This is a genomic window from Streptomyces sp. NPDC003038, assembly GCF_040611115.1.
Classification (GTDB): domain Bacteria; phylum Actinomycetota; class Actinomycetes; order Streptomycetales; family Streptomycetaceae; genus Streptomyces.
This window is the reverse complement of record NZ_JBEXNN010000006.1, coordinates 52,073-72,050: the sequence shown is the minus strand read 5'-3', so window position 1 is coordinate 72,050 and position 19,978 is coordinate 52,073. Positions and strand designations below refer to the sequence as shown.

Genomic DNA, 19,978 nt, shown 5'->3' with positions numbered 1-19,978 from the left:
ACCACGTCTGCGCGCCCGCCTCGGATCAATGGCGAAGGCTCACGGGCAGCGCTTCCAAATTGCGAAGCGTCGCGGAGCGCATGTATCTGGGCTCGCCAGCCAAGGTCAATGCCGCCGGCCACTCGTGCAGGAAGTCCAAGAGCTCATACAGCCAGTCCGTTGCGAGTTGTGCGCCGGCACAGACGTGCGGACCCCATCCGAATCCCAGATGCTGGTTGGGTGAACGGTCGAGAAGGAGTTCGTCCGGCCGGGCGAAGTACTCCGGATCCCGGTTGGCAGCGGCGAAAAGGGTCACGACGGCCTCACCCCGCTCGATCGTGACGCCGCCGATACTCGTTCGCTCTGTCGCCACCCGGCTCGTGCCCTGGGCCGGGCTGCAGAAACGGATCAGCTCCGCCACCCCCGTGGCCATCAGGCTGCGATCGCGCAGCTGATCGAGCACGTGCGGGTGCTGCAGCAGAGTCAGGATGACGGCTCCGGTCGAGGCATAGACCGTGCTGTAACTGGCGTTGAAAACCGCGCTCACCGTGTTCCGGACGTATGCGTCCGGCATCGTCTTCGTGTGCGGGCTCTCCCGCAGGCTCGCGATCATTCCCCGAAGCCGGGTCTTCTCGAACCACGCCTTCATCATCGCGTGGAGTTCGAGTCCCACGTTCTCCCCGGGCTCGGCGTGGCTCGGCTCGAGCCCGCTGTCCATCCGCAGGGTCAGCCCTTCGAAGATCCTCACGTAGGTTTCCAGCGCCGGCGGTTCCACGCCGACCAGGTCACAGGTGATCTGCAGTGCCAGTGGGGCCGCGACCTCGCTCATGAGGTCGAACTCCTCGCGACCGCCGAGCCGTTCGCAATGTCCCTCGAGATCGGGTCGGGCGCGTCGGCAGATGTCCCTCGTGTCCGGTGTCCGCATGGCGCTGACGATCAGAGCACGCAACTTCGCCTGTTCCGGCGGGTCCTGGTACTGGATGTTCAGTCGCTCATCGGGAACGTCGGCGCCGACTCGGCGCAAGTCCCGAGCCCACAACGCGTGGTTGCGCAAAACGTCTCGACAGTCGACGTATCGAGTGAGCACCCAGGACTGCATCTGCTCGTGCCAGAACACCGGCGCATGGGCGCGCAACTCGGCATAGACCGGATACGGGTCGACAATCGTTGACCAGTCCAATGGGTTGTAGCTGATGGATGTCGTCATTGGCCTTCGTTCCTGTTTTCGGTCTCGGCGGATCATGTGTGAAGTGAAATGAAGTGAAATGAGGTCGGGCCCGGCATCTCCCGGGCCCGACCTGCTTGAACTAAAGGCAGTGGTCATATCGCATGGGGACCCCTCCTTCCCGTGGGAAGTATCGGCCGCGGGCTCGGCGGCCGATACTCAGCAAGCAGCGGCGCTAAGCTGCGCGGCAGGCGACGGACGGAACCGCCTTGGTGTGTACTGTCGGCGATGCGAAGGCCGTGGCCGGGACCAGCACGACGGTGCCGGCCAGAGCCAGGGTGGCCGTGGCCATCGACAGACGACGCGTCCAGAAATGCCCATTCATCGGACCCTCCCTCGAGTTTTGCGGGGTTACTGTTTGCCCCGCGGAAATGAGCTGAAAGCTCGGCCTCGTATTTCGTTATGGGTAGGGGTTGGGGGTGAGGCCGTGACGTCAAATAAACCCGACCGGGCAACACGCGTCATGTCACTGGAGAACGTGACTTGACGTCCTTACGCAATCTCGGTAGGGGCCGCGTCGGCGGCATGCTGGGAACTCCAAGTGACCGATAGGTAACTCTCCGAGCATGAAGGCGGCCGTGCGTCAAGCGGGGACGTGGGTGTTGCTTTGTCTCGCGGCGCACAGACCATCAAGGGTGCGGATTCCCGTATCCGCTGCTCACTTGCCCTTTTTCGGCTTCGGCCAGTCGTAGCTGCTGGGCACGTCGACCTTCAGGTCTGCCGGCCCGTATACGAGCGCGATCTCGTCGCGGTCCCGGAGCTCGATCGCGGCCGGGTTGCCGGGGCGCTCCTTGCCGTTCACGTAGGCGTGGAATTCGTTGGCGCCGTCGGCCTTGAGCCCGCCGATGGAGTCCTGGGTGAGGGCGACGTCCCATTCGGTCATGAACTGGCCGAGGGAGAAGACGGCCTTGACCGGGGACTCGACGTGGATCACCCCGTTCGCCACGTGTGTGTGCAGCGGGCTGATCTGCTGCGTCTTCTGGTCGATGCCGATGTTCCCGGGGACGGCCACCGGTTTGCCGTTCACGATGACGTCCAGGTGGACGTGGATGTGCTCGACGTGGCCCTCCTCCCCCAGCATCGGCAGCCCGGCTGCCGCGACCCGCGCAGAAGGATCACTCGGCGCGGCCCACGGCGGGCTGGTCGTACGGCCCGAGGCGGTCTTCATCGGAGTGGCCGGTATGCCGGCCTCGGGAGCCGTGGAAGGGGACGGCCCGCCGCTTGTGGAGAGCCCCGCGATCGTGAGCCCGGCGATGACCAGGGCCACCACGATGCTCACGATCAGTGTGAACCGCAGTCGGCGGCGGCGTTCGGCACTCGCCTGGTCACGCAGCGCGGCAGCTCGGGCACTGCGGCCCTGCGACGATCTCCTGTCGGGCATGGGAGTCATGAGACGGTCACTGTTCCTCGGCAGTCGGGCGAGCACACCCTGCGCGTAAGCCGGACGATCAGACGAGCCCCACATCAAGGCTACGCGTCGGCGACACTCGGCGCCCTCGGTGGCAGCCTTGGCTTCACAGCCTCTGGTTCCGCCGCCTACGGCACCATCAGCCAGACCCACCAACCTGCGAAGACGCACTGGCCGCAGGTTCGAGCCGTACGCACGGGCGCCGAGGAGGGGATTCAGGCGTGGTTGACCGGGAGGACGTCCGGGGAGAGGGCGCCCGCGTGGGCCGCGGCGCTCGTCATCCGCTTGCGGTGGTGGCGGCGGCAGAGGACCTCGTAGCCGATCTCCCCCGCCGGGCGGTTCACGTCACCGACCACCACCTGGGCGCCCTCGACCACCATCTCCCCGCCCACCGTACGGGCGTTGTGCGTAGCGCGAGCGCCGCACCAGCACAGGGCCTCCACCTGAAGCTGCTCGATCCGGTCCGCCAGCTCGATCAGCCTCTGCGAACCGGGGAACAGCTTCGTACGGAAGTCCGTGGTGATCCCGAAAGCGAAGACGTCCAGGCCGAGATCGTCCACGGTGCGCGCCAGCTGGTCGATCTGCTCCGGGGCCAGGAACTGCGCCTCGTCCACGATCACATAGTCCGCCTTGCCACCCTTCGAGAGCTGGGCGACCAGGTACGCGTACAGGTCCATCCCCTCCGTGGCCTCGACCGCCTCCGTCACCAGACCCAGCCGGGACGACAGCTTGCCCTCCCCCGCCCGGTCGTCACGCGTGAAGATCACACCCTGAAGCCCGCGAGCCGAACGGTTGTGACCGATCTGGAGCGCCAGAGTGCTCTTTCCGCAGTCCATCGTTCCGGAGAAGAACACCAGCTCGGGCATGGGAAGTACGAGACCTTTCGGGTCGTGGGCAGCGGGCGGGCGCCGGTCTGGAGGCCGGCTGCCGGGGCAGGAGGTCGGGAGGGGCGGCAGGGCGGGGAAGTCCGTCAGGAGCGGATTTCGAGCAGCGGGACGAGCTGCTCCGCCGCCGTCATGGAGCCGTGCATTCCGACGAGCGCCGACTCGTTGGGCTCGTTGCGGGAGGCGGTGATCGCGACATCGGCCTGGGCTGCCGCGACCACGTCGCCGATCCGCCCCAGCACGCGCTCGTCACACTCCCCCGGCGGCCCGAACCAGCCCAGTTCCAGGGCCTCTTCGCGGCTCGCGATCCAGAACCGGTCGCCGAGCACCTCGCGCCACACGGTCAGGACGTCGTTCTGCGCGCCCGGCACCGCGTACACGTGCCGGGCCCGGCCCTCGCCGCCCAGCAGGGCCACGCCGGCGCCCAGCTCCCAGTCCTCGTCGTAGTCGATCCGCGCCTCCTCGTCGAGGGGGATGTCGACCATGCCGTGGTCCGCGGTCACATACAGGGCGGTGCGCGGCGGCAGTTGCTCGACGAGCCGCTGGACGAGCCGGTCGACGTACATCAGCTGGCCGCGCCAGGCGTCCGAGTTCACGCCGTGGCGGTGGCCGGCGCCGTCGAGCTCGCTGTAGTACGTGTAGACGAGCGAGCGGTCACCGGCCCCGAGGCGCTCGGCCGCGAGGTCCATGCGCTCCTCGCCGGTCATCCGGCCGAGGAAGGTGCCGCCGCTCAGCGCGACCTTGGTGAGCGGGGTGGTCTGGAAAGCGGGCGAGGACACCTGGGCGGTCGCCACACCGGCCTTGTCGGCCAGCTGGAAGACCGTCGGGTACGGCTGCCAGGGCTTCGGCTGGGTCCACGGATACCAACGGAGCTGGTTCATGAGCTCGCCGGTGGCGGGGTTGCGCACGGCGTAGCCGGACAGGCCGTGGCGGGCGGGCGGCAGTCCGGTGCCGACGGAGGCCAGCGAGGTGGCGGTGGTCGCGGGGAAGCCCGAGGTGAGCGGGCGACCGGTGCCGCCGCGCGAGCTGCCGAGGAGGGAGGTCAGGTACGGGGCCTCGTCCGGGTGGGCCTTGATCTGCTCCCAGCCCATGCCGTCGACCAGGAACACGCAGTTCCGGTCGGCCGGGGTCAGCTCCGGGATGGCGGCGCTGAAGCCCGGTACGCCCTGGCCGGCCGCGAGCGTGGGCAGCAGGTCGGCGAGCGAGCCGCTGCCGTACTCCGGGACGGGGGCGCCGGCGAGGTCGAGCAGCTCCGGCTCCTGCCAGTCGTGCGCTGTCGAGTACACCATCAGCGGGCGGGAGAGGAGGTCGCGGCCGTCGCTTCGGAGAGCGCCTGCGCGAAGGCGAGGGTCTGGCGCACCGCCTCCGGACCGTCGCCCGCCTCGCTGACCCGCAGGCTGAGGTCGTCGGCGGTGGAGTTGCCGGTGTAGCCGTGGTCGGAGTCGCAGTTCGGGTCGCCGCACGCGGCGGGCTCCAGGTCGATCCGGGAGACCGCGCCCCAGCCGATGGTCAGGACGACCTCGCGGGGCAGGGTGCCGGGGGTGTAGGACTCCGGGTTGGCGACGACGCGGCTCACCACCACGGAGGAGATGCTGGAGAGCTTGACCGACTCGGTGGAGGTGGTCGCGTACGGGGAGGGGGACCCGGCGTCGGCGGCCTGCTCGTCGGTGTGGCTGACGATGAAGCGGTTGCCGGTCAGGACCAGCACGGTGACGTGGCGGCGCACCTCGTTGGAGTCGAAGGTCGTCTCCTGGTGGACCAGGTACGACGAAATCGGCTCGCCGCCCACCGCGGCCTCCACCGCCTCGGCCACGAGGGCCGGGTAGTAGCCGCTGCGCTCGATCGCCGTGCGCAGCCCCTGGGTCGTCGTACCGGATTTCGCCATGAGGTCCATCCTAAGGCCCGTACGGGGCACCCCGGCCGCTCCGTACCCGGTCAGTCAGGTCGGTGGCCGCTCAGTAGCTGGGGAGGGTCCGCGGCCCGAGATCGCCGCGGGCCGGCGGGTGGGCGACGCGGACGGTGGCGCTGAGCACGGAGAGCCCCTCGGCGGCGACCACGACGGGCTCCAGGGTGACCTCGATGACCTCGGGGTGGTCGTCCACGAGACGGGACAGGCGCAGGAGCAGTTCCTCCAGGGCGCGGGTGTCGACGGGGTCGCTGCCGCGCCAGCCGAAGAGGAGGGGAGCGGTCCGGATGGACCGGATCAGCCCGGCGGCGTCGCGGTCGGTGGTCGGTACGAGGCGGTGGGCGGTGTCGCCGAGGAGCTCCGAGGCGACCCCGGCGAGCCCGAAAGACAGGACGGCGCCGGCGGCCGGGTCGATGACGGACCGCACGACGGTGTCGACGCCGCGGGGCACCATGGCCTGGACGACGGGGAGCAGCTCCGCCGGCTTGCCCAGCGTCTCGGTCAGCTCGTCGTACGAGCGCCTCAGCTCGGACTCGCTCGTGAGATCGAGCCGTACGCCGCCCAGGTCCGCGCGGTGGCGCAGGTGCGGGGCGGTGGTCTTGAGCACGACGGGATACCCCAGGGCCCGGGCGGCGCGGGCCGCAGCGTCGGGGGTGAGGGCGGACAGGGTGGGCAGCACCCGGATCCCGTACCGCTCCAGCAGCGTGTGGGCGTCGAAGTCGCCCAGGGTGACCACGGCCCCCTCCTCGACGGAGGCGAGCAGCCGGGCCAGCTGCGCGGCGGCTCCGGACTCGTCGATGTCCTCGTACTCGGGCACCTGTCCGGCCTCGGCGTTGGTGTGCCGCCACTGGCGGTAACGCACGCCCTCGGCGACGGCCTTGACGGCCCGCTCGGCGGCGGGATAGGCGGGGATCCGGGCCCCTGCGGGCGTGGCCGAGGCTCCCCGCGGTGCGGCGGTCGCGGCCTCGCCGGGGGGCGGCTCCGAGGGGGCGCCTCCCAGCGGCGGCCGGGTGAGGCGGCCGGGGGAGGCCGAGGCGCGGGGCCCGGGAGCCGGGTCCGCGGTCTCGGGCGGGCGCGGGGCGGGGGCGGGGCCGCGCGCGGCGGACAGGGCCTCCGCCAGCTCGCCGAGCTCCACGTGGACCACGGCCACCGGCTTGCCGGGGTGCTCCCCGACCGCGTCCCGCAGGGCGTCGGCCAGGTCGTCCGCGAGCGCCTGCTCGCCGACCCACGGGATGGCGGTGACGATGACCGCGTCGTTGTCGTCCGAGGCCAGGGCGGCGGCCAGGGCGTCCCGGAAGTCCGCGGGCGAAGCGGCCGTCGTCAGGTCCAGCGGCGGCAGCGGGCGCAGGCCCTGCGTCAGGCAGGCGTCGTAGGTGAGGACCCCGAGGGACTCGGAGTTGCCGAGGATCGCGATCCGGGGTCCGGCGGGCAACGGCTGCGACGCCAGCAGGAGGCCGACGTCCACCAGCTCCGTCACCGTGTCGACCCGGATGACGCCGGCCTGCCGCAGCAGGTCGGAGACGGTGGCGTCGGGCAGCCGGGTGTCCGGGACGACGTGCCCGGCCGGGGTGTGGCGGCCGCCCCGGGCGACGACCACCGGCTTCACGGCCGCGGTCCGGCGGGCGAGGCGGGTGAACTTCCGCGGGTTGCCCAGGGTTTCCAGGTACATCAGGGCGACATCCGTCGCCTCGTCGTCGTACCAGTACTGGAGGATGTCGTTGCCGGAGACGTCGGCCCGGTTCCCCGCCGAGACGAAGGAGGACAGGCCCTCGCCGCGGCGCAGGAGCGCGGAGAGCAGGGCGATCCCGATCGCCCCGGACTGGGTGAAGAGGCCGATCCGGCCGCGCATGGGCATCGGGGCGGGCGTCAGCGAGGCGTTGAGCTCCACTTCCGGGGACGTGTTGATCACCCCGTACGCGTTCGGCCCGATCAGGCGCATGCCGTACGAGCGCACCTGGCGCACCAGTTCGCGCTGGCGGGCGAGCCCCGCCGGGCCGCTCTCCCCGTATCCGGCGGACAGCACCACGAGCCCCTGCACTCCGTGCTCACCGCAGGCCGCCACCGCTTCCGGGACCCGGTCGGCCGGGACCGCGACGACCGCGAGGTCGACCGGGGCGCCGATGGCGCCGAGCGTGCGGTAGGCCCGTACGCCGTCCAGCAGATCGGCCGTGACCGCCTCGTTGACGGCGTAGAGGTGGCCGCGGAATCCACTGTCCCGCAGGTTGCGCAGCGCGGCGGCGCCCACGCCCGCGCCGGAGCGGCTGACTCCGATCACGGCCACCGAGCCGGGGGCCAGCAGCCGCTGCACCGAGCGGGCCTCGGCGCGCTGTTCGCGGGCGCGCTGGACGGCGAGGGACTCGGCGGTGGGTTCGAGGTCGAGGGTGAGATGGACGGAGCCGTCCTCGAAGCTGCGCTTCTGCTGGTAGCCGGCGTCCGTGAAGACCTTGATCATTTTGCTGTTCGCCGGGAGCACCTCGGCGGCGAACCGCCGGATGCCGCGCTCCCGGGCCACCGCGCCGATGTGTTCGAGGAGGGCGGAGGCGACCCCGCGGCCCTGGTGGGCGTCCTGGACGAGGAAGGCGACCTCGGCCTCGTCGGCGGGGCCGGAGGCGGGCCGGCCGTCGGCGCCGATCCGGTCGTAGCGGACGGTCCCGATGAACTCTCCGCCGATGGTCGCGGCGAGGCCGACCCGGTCCACGTAGTCGTGGTGCGTGAAGCGGTGCACGTCGCGGTCGGAGAGCCGGGGGTAGGGAGCGAAGAAGCGGTAGTACTTCGACTCGTCGGAGACCTGTTCATAGAAGCTGACCAGCCGCCCCGCGTCCTCGGCGGTGATGGGCCTGATGCGGGCGGTGCCGCCGTCGCGCAGGACGACGTCCGCCTCCCAGTGGGCCGGGTACGAGGGGTCCGACTCGGTGGTCATGGGGCCACCTTAAGGCCGGGACGGGTCAGGTGGTCCTGGCGCGGCGCATCATGCGAGCCGACGCGAATCAGTGCAAGCTGGGGAGGGCCGAACGGCGGGAGATCCGGGCAGGAGGTCGGTCCGAGCATTCCGGGTGTCGTGAGAGACTGGTCTAGACAACGTTAAGAACCTGAAGGGCATCACCATGGCAGAGCGCCGCGTCAACGTCGGCTGGGCCGAGGGCCTGCACGCTCGTCCCGCCTCGATCTTCGTCCGTGCGACGACCGCTTCCGGCGTCCCGGTGACCATCGCGAAGTCCGGGGGCGACCCCGTCAACGCCGCTTCCATGCTGGCGGTTCTGGGCCTGGGCGCCCAGGGCGGCGAGGAGATCGTCCTCGCGTCCGAGGCCGAGGGCGCGGAGGTCGCGCTGGACCGCCTCGCGAAGCTGGTCGCCGAGGGTCTCGAGGAGCTCCCCGAGACCGTCTGACCCTTCGGGTTCGAGTCACGCGGCGAAGCCGCGGTCGCCGGTACGCCGGGGACCGCGGCTTCGCTGTTTCGTGAGGCGGCCGATCCCGGTGGGCGGCGGCGGTGGAGGGCCGGTGGCGGTGGCCGGATGCCGTGACCCGCGGCCCGACCGCATCCACGGCATCCACGGCATCCACGGCTCCGCAGAAATCCAGCTCGGCGGAAATCGCATTCCACCCGAATCCAGTGCCGTCGAAATTCGGCACGACCCGACCACCCGACCCGCCGACACATTTCCGGGCAGTGAATTCACGCCACGTCGCGAATTCCGACAGCGGCGCACGACACCTGCATGTGTATACGGACTCTGTTAATGCCGGCCGCTCGACATGTTTACGGCAGGTTGCGAAGTCCTCACCGCGAGGCGCAGCCGCGGCCTGTGCGCTCCGGCGGCCCGGTCCGCGTGGACGGCCGTCAGCGCCCGCGCCCGCTCGGCGTCCCCGCGCGCCACCGCGTCCACGATCGCCCCGTGCTCCGCCCAGGACTCCACCGGCCGGGCCGGCGCCTCCACCACGTACATCCAGGCCACCTTGTGCCGCATCTGCGTGAGCAGAGCGATCAGACCGGGGCTGCCGGAGGCCTGTGCGAGCGTCTCGTGGAACCAGCTCCCCAGGGCCCGCAGATCCTCGCCCTGGCCCCGCCTGGCCCGCTCCTGCCCCAGCCTGACCAGTCCGCGCAGCACCTTGAGGTGGGCCTCGGTGCGCCGCCCGGCGGCTCGGGCGGCCGCCAGCGGCTCCAGCAGCATCCTCAGCTCCAGGAGGTCGGCGGCCTCCTCCTCGGTCGGTTCGGCCACGCAGGCGCCCGCGTGGCGCCGCGTGGTCACGAACCCCTCGGACTCCAGGGTGCGCAGCGCCTCGCGGACCGGGACGCGCGAGACGCCGTACCGGCGGGCCAGCACTTCCTCGGTCAGCCTGCCGCCCGGCTCGAAGACCCCGGAGACGATGTCGTCGCGAATTGCCGTGCATACCGCGTGCGCAGGAATACGCAAGACCGGACCTCCCCCTTTTTCCGACTGCATCGTCAATGAACGCGCGTGCGCGTCCTGCGACTCTATTGCAACACACGATTATTTCCGAGAGCGGCCGGAAATCCGGAATTTTTGCACAACACGAAGACCCCGGCTCGGCGAGCCGGGGTCTTCGGTGAAGCGAGAGGGAGCGACGGCGCGGGGCGGCCGTACGCGTCAGAGGCTGACGCCGTGCGAGCGCAGGTAGGCGACCGGGTCGATGTCCGAGCCGTAGTCGGCGCCGGTGCGGGCCTCGAAGTGCAGGTGGGGACCGCTGGAGTTGCCCGTGGAGCCGGCCAGGCCGATCTGCTGGCCCGGGGCGACCTGCTGGCCGACGGAGACGTTCAGCGCGGACAGGTGCCCGTACTGGGTGTAGGTGCCGTCGTTGTGCTTGATGACGACGTTGTTGCCGTAGGCGCCGCCCCAGCCGGCCTCGACGACGGTACCGAGACCCACCGCGCGGACCGAGGTGCCCGTGGAGGCGTGGAAGTCGATGCCGGTGTGGCTGCCGGAGGACCACATGCCGCCACCGGCGCCGTACTGGGTGCTCACGTACGAGCCCGCAACCGGGGAGACGAAGGTGTTGAGGCGCTTGCGCTCGGCCTCACGGGCGGCGCGCTCGGCGGCCTCACGCTCGGCCTTCGCCTTGGTCTCGGCCAGGCGCTTGGCCTCGGAGGCACGCTGCTTCGCGTCGGCCTCGGCCTGCGCCCTGGCCGCGGTGGCCTCGGCGGCACGCTGCTGGGAGTCCGCCTGGTCCTCGATGTCGCCCACGAGGTCCTCGGCCACGACGACGGCGCCCAGGCCGTTGTCCTGCGCGGAGTTGTCGATGTCCGCCGCGAAGGCCGGGCCCGCGAGGGAGCCGACGACACCAGTGGTGGCGAGGGCGGCGATACCGGCGTAGCCGGCGGTCTTACGGCTCAGACGACTGGAACCGCGGTGCTTACCGGCGGCACGACTGCCAAACGCCATGAAGAGATTGATCCTTTCCTTCCCTCTCGCCTACCGGGTTAGCTGACGGGTTCGGAGCAGGAAGGTCTCCTACGGACCTCCTCTTGCGAGGCGGTCCGATTCACCCCAGGGACTGATGTGGGTCCCCGGCTCCCCAGGCTCGCGCCTGACGGGGACTCGGCGATTGCTGTCCGGTGCCGCGGATGCGGCGGGCACAACTGACGAACAGCACGGCCGACGCTAGGCGGATCATCAGTCAATCGCCAAACAGACACGCCTTTTTGTTGCGTACGCCACATCACATAAAAGCAACCTCACCACTTAACGGACAAAGGGGGCCCCGACGGACAAGCCGCCAGAGCCCCCTGCCAAACCGCCAGTTGGTTGTCAGTTGGTGACGACGCTCACATCGCCGATCCCCAGTGCGCGCACCGGTTCCTCGATGACCGCGGCGTCACCCACCAGGATCGTGACCAGCCGGTCGACCGGGAAGGCGCTCACGACCGCCGAAGTGGCTTCCACCGTTCCGGTTTCGGCGAGCCGCGCGTACAACTGCGCCTGGTAGTCGTCCGGGAGCTCCTGCTCGACCTGGTCGGCGAGCGTGCCGGCGACGGAGGCCGCCGTCTCGAACTTCAGCGGGGCCACCCCCACCAAGTTCTGCACCGCCACGTCCCGTTCGGCATCGGTCAGGCCGCCCTCCGCGAGGGCGCGCAGCACCTTCCAGAGGTCCTCCAGCGCCGGACCCGTGTTGGGGGTGTCCACCGAGCCGCTGATCGCGAGCATCGAGGCGCCCTTGCCGTCGGCGGTGGAGCGCAGCACCTGGCCGAAGGCGCGCACACCGTACGTGTACCCCTTCTCCTCGCGCAGCACCTTGTCCAGCCGGGAGGTGAGGGTGCCGCCCAGGCAGTACGTGCCGAGCACCTGGGCCGCCCACACCCGGTCGTGCCGGTCCGGCCCGATCCGGCCGATCAGCAGCTGCGTCTGGACGGCGCCGGGCCGGTCGACGATGACCACGCGGCCCGTGTCGTCGGCGGTCACCGGCGGCACCGGGAGGGGCTCCGCCGCATCGCCCGTCCAGCCGCCCAGGGTGTCCGCCAGCACGGCGTCGAGGTCGATGCCGGTCAGGTCGCCGACGACCACCGCGGTGGCGGTGGCGGGGCGTACGTGGGCCGCGTAGAAGCGGCGTACGGCCGCGGAGTCGATACGGGCGACCGTCTCCTCGGTGCCCTGCCGCGGGCGGGACATCCGCAGGGACGCCGGGAAGAGCTCCTTGGAGAGCTGCTTGGCGGCGCGGCGCTGCGGGTTGGCCAGCTCGTGCGGGATCTCGTCGAGCCGGTTGCGCACCAGCCGGTCGATCTCGGCGTCGGCGAAGGCGGGCGCGCGCAGCGCATCGGCGAGCAGCCCGAGCGCCTTGGGCAGGCGGGAGGCCGGGACCTCCAGGGAAACCCGCAGGCCGGGGTGGTCGGCGTGCGCGTCGAGGGTGGCCCCGCAGCGCTCCAGCTCGGCGGCGAACTCCTCGGCGGAGTGCTTGTCGGTGCCCTCCGACAGGGCGCGGGCCATGATGGTCGCCACCCCGTCCAGGCCCTCGGGCTCGGCGTCCAGCGGGGCGGCGAGGTTGATCTCGACCGCCACCACCTGCTGGCCCGGGCGGTGGCAGCGCAGCAGGGTCAGGCCGTTGGACAGGACCGAGCGCTCCGGGGCCGGGAAGGCCCACGGCTGCGGCTCGCCGGCCTGCGGCTGCGGGTGGAAGGTCATCGTGACGGCTGCGGTGTCGCTCACTGCTCCGCCCCCTCGTTCTCGTCGGACTCGTCGGACTCGTCGGCGTCACCGGCGGGCAGCGGCTCGTACACGAGCACCGCGCGGTTGTCCGGGCGCAGCCGGGCGGCGGCCACGGCCTGCACCTCCTCGGCGGTGATGTCCAGGACGCGCTGGACGGCGGTCAGCGCCAGCTGCGGGTCGCCGAACAGCACCGCGAAGCGGCACAGTTCGTCGGCGCGGCCGGCCACCGTGCTCAGCCGGTCCAGCCACTCCCGCTCCAGCTGCGCCTGCGCGCGCTCCATCTCCTCGGCCGTCGGGCCCTCGGCGGCGAACCGCGCGAGCTCCTCGTCCACGGCCGCCTCGATCGCGGGGATCTCGACGCCGCTGGAGGTCTTCACGTCCAGCCAGCCCAGCGAGGGCGCCCCGGCGAGCCGCAGCATGCCGAAGCCGGCCGCGACGGCCGTCTGGTCTCGGCGCACCAGGCGGTTGTGGAGCAGGGAGGACTCTCCGCCGCCCAGGATGGTCAGCGCCACGTCGGCGGCGTCACACTCGCGGGTGCCGTCGTGCGGCAGCCGGTAGGCGGCCATCAGCGCACGTGCCGGGACCTCTTCGACGATCTCCTCGCGCAGCTGCTCCCCGATGATGTCGGGCAGCGTGCCGTCGCTCGGCGGCTGCTTGCCGTCGTGCGCCGGGATGGTCCCGAAGTACTTCTCGACCCAGGCGAGGGTCTGCTCGGGGTCGATGTCACCGACGACCGACAGCACCGCGTTGTTGGGTGCGTAGTACGTACGGAAGAAGTGGCGCGCGTCCTCCAGGGACGCGGCGTCCAGGTCGGCCATGGAGCCGATCGGAGTGTGGTGGTACGGGTGCCCCTCGGGGTACGCGAGGGCGGTCAGCCTCTCGAACGCCGTGCCGTACGGGACGTTGTCGTACCGCTGGCGGCGCTCGTTCTTGACGACGTCGCGCTGGTTCTCCATGGACTCGTCGTCCAGGGCCGCCAGCAGCGAGCCCATCCGGTCCGCCTCCAGCCAGAGCGCGAGCTCCAGCTGGTGGGTCGGCATCGTCTCGAAGTAGTTGGTGCGCTCGAAACTGGTGGTGCCGTTGAGGGAGCCGCCGGCGCCCTGGACCAGTTCGAAGTGCCCGTTGCCCTTGACGCTCTGCGAGCCCTGGAACATAAGGTGCTCGAAGAGGTGAGCCAGGCCGGTACGTCCCTTGACTTCGTGGCGCGAGCCGACGTCGTACCAGAGGCAGACCGCGGCGACCGGGGTGAGGTGGTCCTCGGAAAGCACCACGCGCAAGCCGTTGGCCAGCCGGTGCTCGGTCGCTGTCAGGCCGCCGGAGCCGGCCTGAGCTGTGGCCGTGTGACCCATGGGCATGTGGTCCCTTCGATCGCGATGCAGAGATTTCTGTCAGACCTGCCACTGTATGCAAGCGCGTCGGCAGCCGGAGAAGTTCCCGGGTCAGACCTGGGTCGGAGTCGGCGTTGTCGGTGCCTCGGGCCACAATGGTCCGCGTCAACCCCCGCCAGACCCCCGTCAGACCCCCACTAGCCACCGTCAGTCACCGCCAGACCCGCCAGACCCGCCAGACCCGTCAGACACACCGCACACCTCTTTCTTGGTTAAGGAGCCGCGCAGCGATGGCCCGCCGCAGCACGAAGACCCCGCCGCCGGAGGATTTCGAGGAGAAGATCCTCGACATCGACGTCGTCGACGAAATGCAGGGCTCCTTCCTCGAGTACGCGTACTCGGTGATCTACTCCCGCGCCCTGCCCGACGCCCGGGACGGCATGAAGCCGGTACACCGCCGCATCGTCTACCAGATGAACGAGATGGGCCTGCGCCCCGACCGCGGCTATGTGAAGTGCGCCCGCGTCGTGGGCGAGGTCATGGGCAAGCTCCACCCGCACGGTGACGCGTCGATCTACGACGCCCTCGTGCGCATGGCACAGCCCTTCTCGATGCGGCTGCCGCTGGTCGACGGCCACGGCAACTTCGGTTCGCTCGGCAATGACGACCCGCCGGCCGCGATGCGTTACACCGAGTGCAAGATGGCCGACGCCACCTCGCTGATGACGGAGTCGATCGACGAGGACACCGTCGACTTCACCGCCAACTACGACGGTCAGGAGCGGGAGCCGGTCGCGCTGCCCGCTGCGTACCCGAACCTGCTGGTCAACGGCGCGTCCGGGATCGCGGTCGGCATGGCCACCAACATGCCCCCGCACAACCTCGGCGAGGTCATCGCGGCCGCCCGCCACCTGATCCGCCACCCGGGTGCGGACCTGGAGGCGCTGATGCGCTTCGTACCGGGTCCCGACCTGCCCACCGGTGGCCGGATCGTCGGACTCGCGGGCATCAAGGACGCCTACGAGAACGGCCGCGGCACCTTCAAGATCCGCGCGACCGTGGCCGTCGAGAACGTGACGGCGCGCCGCAAGGGCCTCGTCGTCACCGAACTGCCCTTCACCGTCGGTCCCGAGAAGGTCATCGCGAAGATCAAGGACCTCGTCGGCTCGAAGAAGCTCCAGGGCATCGCCGACGTCAAGGACCTCACCGACCGGTCGCACGGTCTGCGCCTGGTCATCGAGATCAAGAACGGCTTCCACCCCGAGGCCGTGCTGGAGCAGCTCTACAAGCTGACGCCGATGGAGGAGTCCTTCGGCATCAACAACGTGGCACTCGTCGACGGGCAGCCGCTGACGCTGGGCCTCAAGGAGCTGCTGGAGGTCTACCTGGACCACCGTTTCGAGGTCGTCCGGCGGCGCAGTGAGTTCCGCCGCACCAAGCGCCGCGACCGGCTGCACCTGGTCGAGGGCCTGCTGGTGGCGCTCATCGACATCGACGAGGTCATCCGGCTCATCCGGGACAGCGAGAACTCCGCCCAGGCCAAAGCCCGGCTGATGGAGCGGTTCTCGCTCAGCGAGATCCAGACCCAGTACATCCTGGACACCCCGCTGCGCCGGCTCACCAAGTTCGACCGGATCGAGCTGGAGTCGGAGCGCGACCGGCTGACCGGGGAGATCGACGAGCTGACCGGGATCCTGGAGTCCGACAACGAGCTGCGCAAGCTGGTCTCCTCCGAACTGGCCGCGGTGGCGAAGAAGTTCGGCACCGAGCGGCGCACCGTGCTGCTCGAGTCGGCGGGCACGAGCGTCTCGGCGGTTCCGCTGGAGGTCGCCGACGACCCGTGCCGGGTCCTGCTCTCCTCCACCGGTCTGCTGGCTCGCACGGTGACCGGCGAGCCGCTGGCGGAGGCCGACGGCAAGCGCGCCAAGCACGACCTCATCGTCTCGCAGGTCCTGGCGACGGCGCGGGCCGAGGTCGGCGCCGTCACGTCCACCGGCCGCCTGCTGCGGCTGCCGGTGATCGACCTGCCGCAGCTTCCGGACACGGCCGCCGCGCCGACCCTGGCGGGCGGGGCACCGGTCACGGAGTTCCTGTCCTCGCTGGAGGCAGACGAGAAGGTGATCTGCCTGATCTCGCTGGACGAGACCTCGCAGGGCCTGGCGCTGGGCACCGAACAGGGCGTGGTCAAGCGCGTCGTGCCGGACTATCCCGCCAACAAGGACGAGCTGGAGGTCATCACCCTCAAGGAGGGGGACCGGATCGTCGGCGCGGTCGAACTGCGCACGGGCGAGGAGGACCTGGTCTTCATCACCGACGACGCCCAGCTGCTGCGCTACCCGGCGAGCCAGGTGCGCCCGCAGGGCCGCCCGGCGGGCGGTATGGCGGGCATCAAGCTGGCCGGCAACGCCAAGGTGATCCACTTCTCGGCCGTCGACCCGGCCCGGGACGCCATGGTGTTCTCGGTGGCGGGCTCGCACGGAACCCTGGACGACTCGATGCTGTCCGGGAAGCTGACCCCCTTCGACCAGTACCCGCGCAAGGGCCGGGCCACCGGCGGCGTGCGCTGCCAGCGGTTCCTGAAGGGCGAGGACGTGCTGGTCCTGGCCTGGGCGGGCAACAGTCCCGTCCGGGCGGCGGGGGCGAACGGCAATCCGGCCGAACTGCCGCCGGTGGACCCGCGCCGGGACGGCTCGGGGGTCGCACTGCCCGCCGTCGTCGCGGCTCTGGCGGGGGCCGAGCTGTAGGAGTGGGGCATGCGGGGTGGACGGTCCTCGGGTCGGAAGCCCCGCATTCCGATTAGTGTTTTCCCTTCGGTGCTTGCGGGTGGGCGGGGGAAAAACTGATGAGTCGTCGGTCCAGCGGAATGATCGGGGTGTGGGCCGAGGCCCAGCGGCAGCAGCAGCGGGCGCAGCTGATCCAGCAGCGCGAGGCGGAGAGCCGGCAGCGGGCGTACGAGCGGGAGCTCGCGCGGGGCCGGCGCGAGCACCAGGCCGCGTACAAGCAGCACCGCGAGGCCGAGGCCCGACGGCGTACCGAGCGGCTTGACGCCGAGGTGGCGGCCCTCCAGGGCCTGCTGGCCGCGGGCTGCCGGGCGCCGGCGTTCCGGATGGCGGCGCTGGTCCGCTCCGAGCAGCTCGAACCCTTCTCCCCCGGCACCCTGGCGCACCCCGTGCCGATGCCGCGCATCGAGCAGTTCCAGCAGCAGGCCGGCTGGACGCTCGGCTCCAACCGGCGGGCGCAGGCGGAACGCGAGGCGCATGCCCGTTACACCCAGGCGTGGCAGGCCGCGCAGGCGGCGGAGACGCAGCGGCAGCGGCAGCTGGCGGCGTACCGCGGGCAGTACGACCGCTGGGCCGCCGAACAGCTCGCCGAGATACGCCGGCACAACAGCGGGCTCGCCGAGCTGGCCGGCACGCTGCGCTCGGGAGACGCGACCGCCGTGGTGGACTACTTCTCCGCCGCCCTGTACGCCTCCACGGCCTGGCCCGAGGAACTGCCGCGGCAGGTGAGCGCCGCCTACGACCAAGCGGGGCGGCAGCTGGTACTGGACTGGGAGCTGCCGCGGTACGACGTGGTGCCGCAGGCCAAGTCGGTGCGGTACATGCCCGGTACGGACCAGGACAAGGAGACGGCCCGGCCCGCCACGCAGCGCCGCGCCCTGTACCGGGACCTGCTGGCGCAGTGCGTGCTCCTGGTCGTGCGTGAGCTGTACGCGGCGGACGAGTTCGGCGTGCTGGACTCGGTCGTCGTCAACGGCTTCGTGGACGACCACGATCCCGTGACGGGCCGCGAGGCCCAGATCGTGCTGGCCACGGTGTCGGCCGCCCGCTCCGCCTTCTCCGGGCTGCGGCTGGAACAGGTGAGCGCGGTGGACTGCCTGGTCGAGGGCCTGCGGGGGCAGCTGTCGGCGCGCCCCGACCAGCTGACGGCCGTACGGGCCATCCGCGTGCCGGGCGAGGTCGGCGGCGGGGTGGTCACCCACGGCGGCACGCACGGGAGCGCGGAGGAGCCCGATCTCTTCGCGATGGACCCGATCGCTTTCGAGAACCTGGTCGCCGACCTGTTCCGGGCGATGGGCATGCAGGCGGTGACCACCCAGCGGTCGGGAGACGGCGGCGTGGACGTCGAGGCGCTGGACCCGGCCCCGATACGGGGCGGGCGGATCGTGGTGCAGGTCAAGCGCTACCGCAACACCGTGCCGCCTACGGCGGTACGGGACTTGTACGGCACGGTCCAGGACGCGGGGGCGAACAAGGGGGTGCTGGTCACCACCTCGTCCTTCGGACCGGGGTCGTACACCTTTGCCAACGGCAAGCCGCTGGAATTGGTTCCCGGCACCGAACTCGTGGCGCTGCTGCACCAGTACGGCCTGCTGGGGCGGCTGGGCAGCGGTCCCGCCGCCGTCCCGGCGCAGCGCCCGCCCGAGTCCGAGGAACCGCCCGTGGGTCACAACGTGCTCGGCATGTCCTGGTCGGGCGAGGTCGCGCTGGACGTGTGCGCGCTGGTCTGCGAGGGCAACCGGGTGCTGAGCGAGGACCACTTCGTCTTCTTCAACAACCCGCGCACTCCGGACGGTTCGGTCCGGACGCGGGCGCACGCAGCCCCCGACAAGGCCGCGGTCGAGGTCACCTTCGACGCCCTGCCGCTGCCTGCCGACCGGCTCGTCCTCGTGGCGGCGATCGACCCCGAGATCAATCCCGATGCCGACCTCGCCGGGTTCACCGACGCCCGGATCCGGTTGCTGGGCGCGGCCGGGGAGGAGCTGGGCCGCCTGGAGGTCTCCGACGGCCGGGCGGGCGAGACGGCCCTGGTCCTCGGCTCGTTCCGGCGCCGGCCGAACGGCGACTGGGATTTCGTGATCGGCGGCAAGGGCTACCGGGGCGGGCTGGAAGACCTGCTGCGGGAGCACGGCGTCGAAGTGGCCTAGTAGGGGTCCTGCCCCCCCTCGCAGCGGTGACCGGGAGGGGCGCCACTTCGATCAGTACTCCTGGTCGGCGTCGGCCGCCTCGCCATCCGGTCCGGGCCGCGGCCCGAGGCCCGGCTGGGCGACGTACCGCAGGACGCCCCACATGCTCTCGGGGGGCGTCTCCTGCGGCGCCGGTTCGCGGCAGGCCTCCAGTTCGCGCAGCAGAGCGGGGCCGTCGGTGCCGGAGCCGATCAGTACGAGCTGCGTCAGGCGCGGTTCCCCCCACCCCCAGGGCCCCGGGGCGAAGCGGAGGAATCTGCCGACCGCGTGGACCTCGTACCGTTCCTCGTGTCCGGGGACGCCGAAGTAGACGAAGCCCTTGATCCGGTAGAGCCCGGCCGGGCGGCGGTCGAGGAAGTCGATGAACCGGCGGGGGCTCAGTGCCTGTCCGCTGGTGAACTCGGTGCTCTCGTACGCCGCGTGCGCGTGGCTGTCATGGCCCGCGTGGCCGTCGTGGCCGCCGGCCTCCGCGAGCAGGTCCTCGAAGGAGAGCTGCCCGCGCGTCTCGGTCCAGGGCCGGCGGTCGAAGAGGAGTTCCGGGTCGATCCGCCCGTGGTCGGCGCACACGACCGGGGTGCCCGGGGCGCAGAGCGCGGCGAGCTCCGCCTCGATCCGGGCCCGCTCGGCGGCGTCCACCCGGTCGGTCTTGTTCAGCACCACCAGGTCCGCGACGGCGAGGTGCCGGTCGGTCTCCGGATGCCTGGCCCGGGTCGCGTCGAACTCTGCGGCGTCCACGACCTCCACCATGCCGCCGTAGCAGACGTCCGGATTCTCGCTGGCCATCAGCATCCGGATCATCTCCTGGGGCTCGGCCAGCCCGCTCGCCTCGATGACGATCACGTCGATCCGGTGGGCGGGTGCGGAGAGCTTCTCCAGGTACGCGTCCAGTTCGCTGCCGTCGACGGCGCAGCACAGGCAGCCGCTGCCGAGGGAGACCATGGAGTCTCCGACGTGACCGGCCACCGACATCGCGTCGATCTCGATCGATCCGAAGTCGTTGACGACGACTCCGATACGGGTGCCTCCCCGGTGGGCGAGGAGGTGGTTGAGCACGGTCGTCTTGCCGGATCCGAGGAATCCGGCGAGGACGACGACGGGAATGGGCTGCCTGCTGTTCACCCGGCC

The 19,978-nt window shown here is 71.0% G+C and carries 15 protein-coding genes and 1 riboswitch; of the genes, 3 read left to right on the top strand and 12 right to left on the bottom strand.

Annotated features, from left to right (window positions below; genetic code table 11):
• Window positions 1-25: 25 nt before the first annotated feature.
• The 7 genes from ABZX75_RS09950 to ABZX75_RS09920 form a co-directional block, all read right to left on the bottom strand.
• Window positions 26-1,186 carry a cytochrome P450 gene (locus ABZX75_RS09950; RefSeq protein WP_355409654.1) on the bottom strand — a complete coding sequence of 387 codons (1,161 nt, stop codon included), beginning with the start codon at window positions 1,184-1,186 and terminating at the stop codon, window positions 26-28.
• A 193-nt stretch (window positions 1,187-1,379) separates the two neighbouring features.
• Window positions 1,380-1,529: a hypothetical protein gene (locus tag ABZX75_RS09945; RefSeq protein ID WP_355409653.1), complete on the bottom strand. Its 150-nt coding sequence runs from the start codon at window positions 1,527-1,529 to the stop codon at window positions 1,380-1,382.
• Window positions 1,530-1,862: 333 nt separating this feature from the next.
• Complete coding sequence (locus ABZX75_RS09940) at window positions 1,863-2,585, bottom strand: hypothetical protein (protein WP_355409652.1); 723 nt, start codon at window positions 2,583-2,585, stop codon at window positions 1,863-1,865.
• A 242-nt stretch (window positions 2,586-2,827) separates the two neighbouring features.
• Window positions 2,828-3,478 carry a thymidine kinase gene (locus ABZX75_RS09935; RefSeq protein ID WP_355409651.1) on the bottom strand — a complete coding sequence of 217 codons (651 nt, stop codon included), beginning with the start codon at window positions 3,476-3,478 and terminating at the stop codon, window positions 2,828-2,830.
• Between the two features lie 104 nt (window positions 3,479-3,582).
• On the bottom strand, window positions 3,583-4,785 hold the full coding sequence (locus ABZX75_RS09930) for a nucleotide pyrophosphatase/phosphodiesterase family protein (protein ID WP_355409650.1): 1,203 nt from the start codon (window positions 4,783-4,785) through the stop codon (window positions 3,583-3,585).
• Window positions 4,785-5,381, bottom strand: coding sequence for a DUF5998 family protein (locus ABZX75_RS09925; protein ID WP_355409649.1), 597 nt, complete (start codon window positions 5,379-5,381; stop codon window positions 4,785-4,787). The genes ABZX75_RS09930 and ABZX75_RS09925 overlap by 1 nt, the downstream gene beginning before the upstream one ends.
• A gap of 70 nt (window positions 5,382-5,451) precedes the next feature.
• Entirely contained in the window at window positions 5,452-8,322 is a 2,871-nt protein-coding gene (locus ABZX75_RS09920; protein ID WP_355409648.1) for a GNAT family N-acetyltransferase, read from the bottom strand.
• A 184-nt stretch (window positions 8,323-8,506) separates the two neighbouring features.
• Between ABZX75_RS09920 and ABZX75_RS09915 the strand changes: the two genes are divergently transcribed.
• Window positions 8,507-8,788, top strand: a complete 282-nt coding sequence (locus ABZX75_RS09915) for an HPr family phosphocarrier protein (RefSeq protein WP_031146520.1) — start codon at window positions 8,507-8,509, stop codon at window positions 8,786-8,788.
• A gap of 348 nt (window positions 8,789-9,136) precedes the next feature.
• Here the strand turns inward: ABZX75_RS09915 and ABZX75_RS09910 are convergent, their stop codons facing one another.
• From ABZX75_RS09910 to ABZX75_RS09895, 4 genes are all read right to left on the bottom strand, one after another.
• Window positions 9,137-9,814, bottom strand: a complete 678-nt coding sequence (locus ABZX75_RS09910; RefSeq protein WP_355409647.1) for a GntR family transcriptional regulator — start codon at window positions 9,812-9,814, stop codon at window positions 9,137-9,139.
• Between the two features lie 195 nt (window positions 9,815-10,009).
• The gene (locus ABZX75_RS09905; RefSeq protein ID WP_355409646.1) at window positions 10,010-10,801 is read right to left on the bottom strand and encodes a M23 family metallopeptidase; all 792 of its coding nucleotides are present in this window, start codon (window positions 10,799-10,801) and stop codon (window positions 10,010-10,012) included.
• A 12-nt stretch (window positions 10,802-10,813) separates the two neighbouring features.
• Window positions 10,814-10,973, bottom strand: a riboswitch (cyclic di-AMP (ydaO/yuaA leader).
• Window positions 10,974-11,167: 194 nt separating this feature from the next.
• The gene (locus ABZX75_RS09900; protein ID WP_355409836.1) at window positions 11,168-12,535 is read right to left on the bottom strand and encodes a pitrilysin family protein; all 1,368 of its coding nucleotides are present in this window, start codon (window positions 12,533-12,535) and stop codon (window positions 11,168-11,170) included.
• Between the two features lie 20 nt (window positions 12,536-12,555).
• The gene (locus ABZX75_RS09895; protein ID WP_355409645.1) at window positions 12,556-13,914 is read right to left on the bottom strand and encodes a pitrilysin family protein; all 1,359 of its coding nucleotides are present in this window, start codon (window positions 13,912-13,914) and stop codon (window positions 12,556-12,558) included.
• 263 nt (window positions 13,915-14,177) lie between these two features.
• Between ABZX75_RS09895 and ABZX75_RS09890 the strand changes: the two genes are divergently transcribed.
• Window positions 14,178-16,631 (top strand): DNA topoisomerase IV subunit A, encoded by a 2,454-nt coding sequence (locus tag ABZX75_RS09890; RefSeq protein ID WP_355409644.1) that lies wholly within the window; start codon window positions 14,178-14,180, stop codon window positions 16,629-16,631.
• Window positions 16,632-16,729: 98 nt separating this feature from the next.
• A complete protein-coding gene (locus ABZX75_RS09885; protein WP_355409643.1) occupies window positions 16,730-18,814 on the top strand; it encodes a restriction endonuclease in 2,085 nt (694 codons plus the stop codon).
• Window positions 18,815-18,865: 51 nt separating this feature from the next.
• Here ABZX75_RS09885 and ABZX75_RS09880 read toward each other — a convergent pair whose 3' ends face one another.
• Complete coding sequence (locus ABZX75_RS09880) at window positions 18,866-19,972, bottom strand: GTP-binding protein (protein WP_355409642.1); 1,107 nt, start codon at window positions 19,970-19,972, stop codon at window positions 18,866-18,868.
• Between the last annotated feature and the right edge of the window lie 6 nt (window positions 19,973-19,978).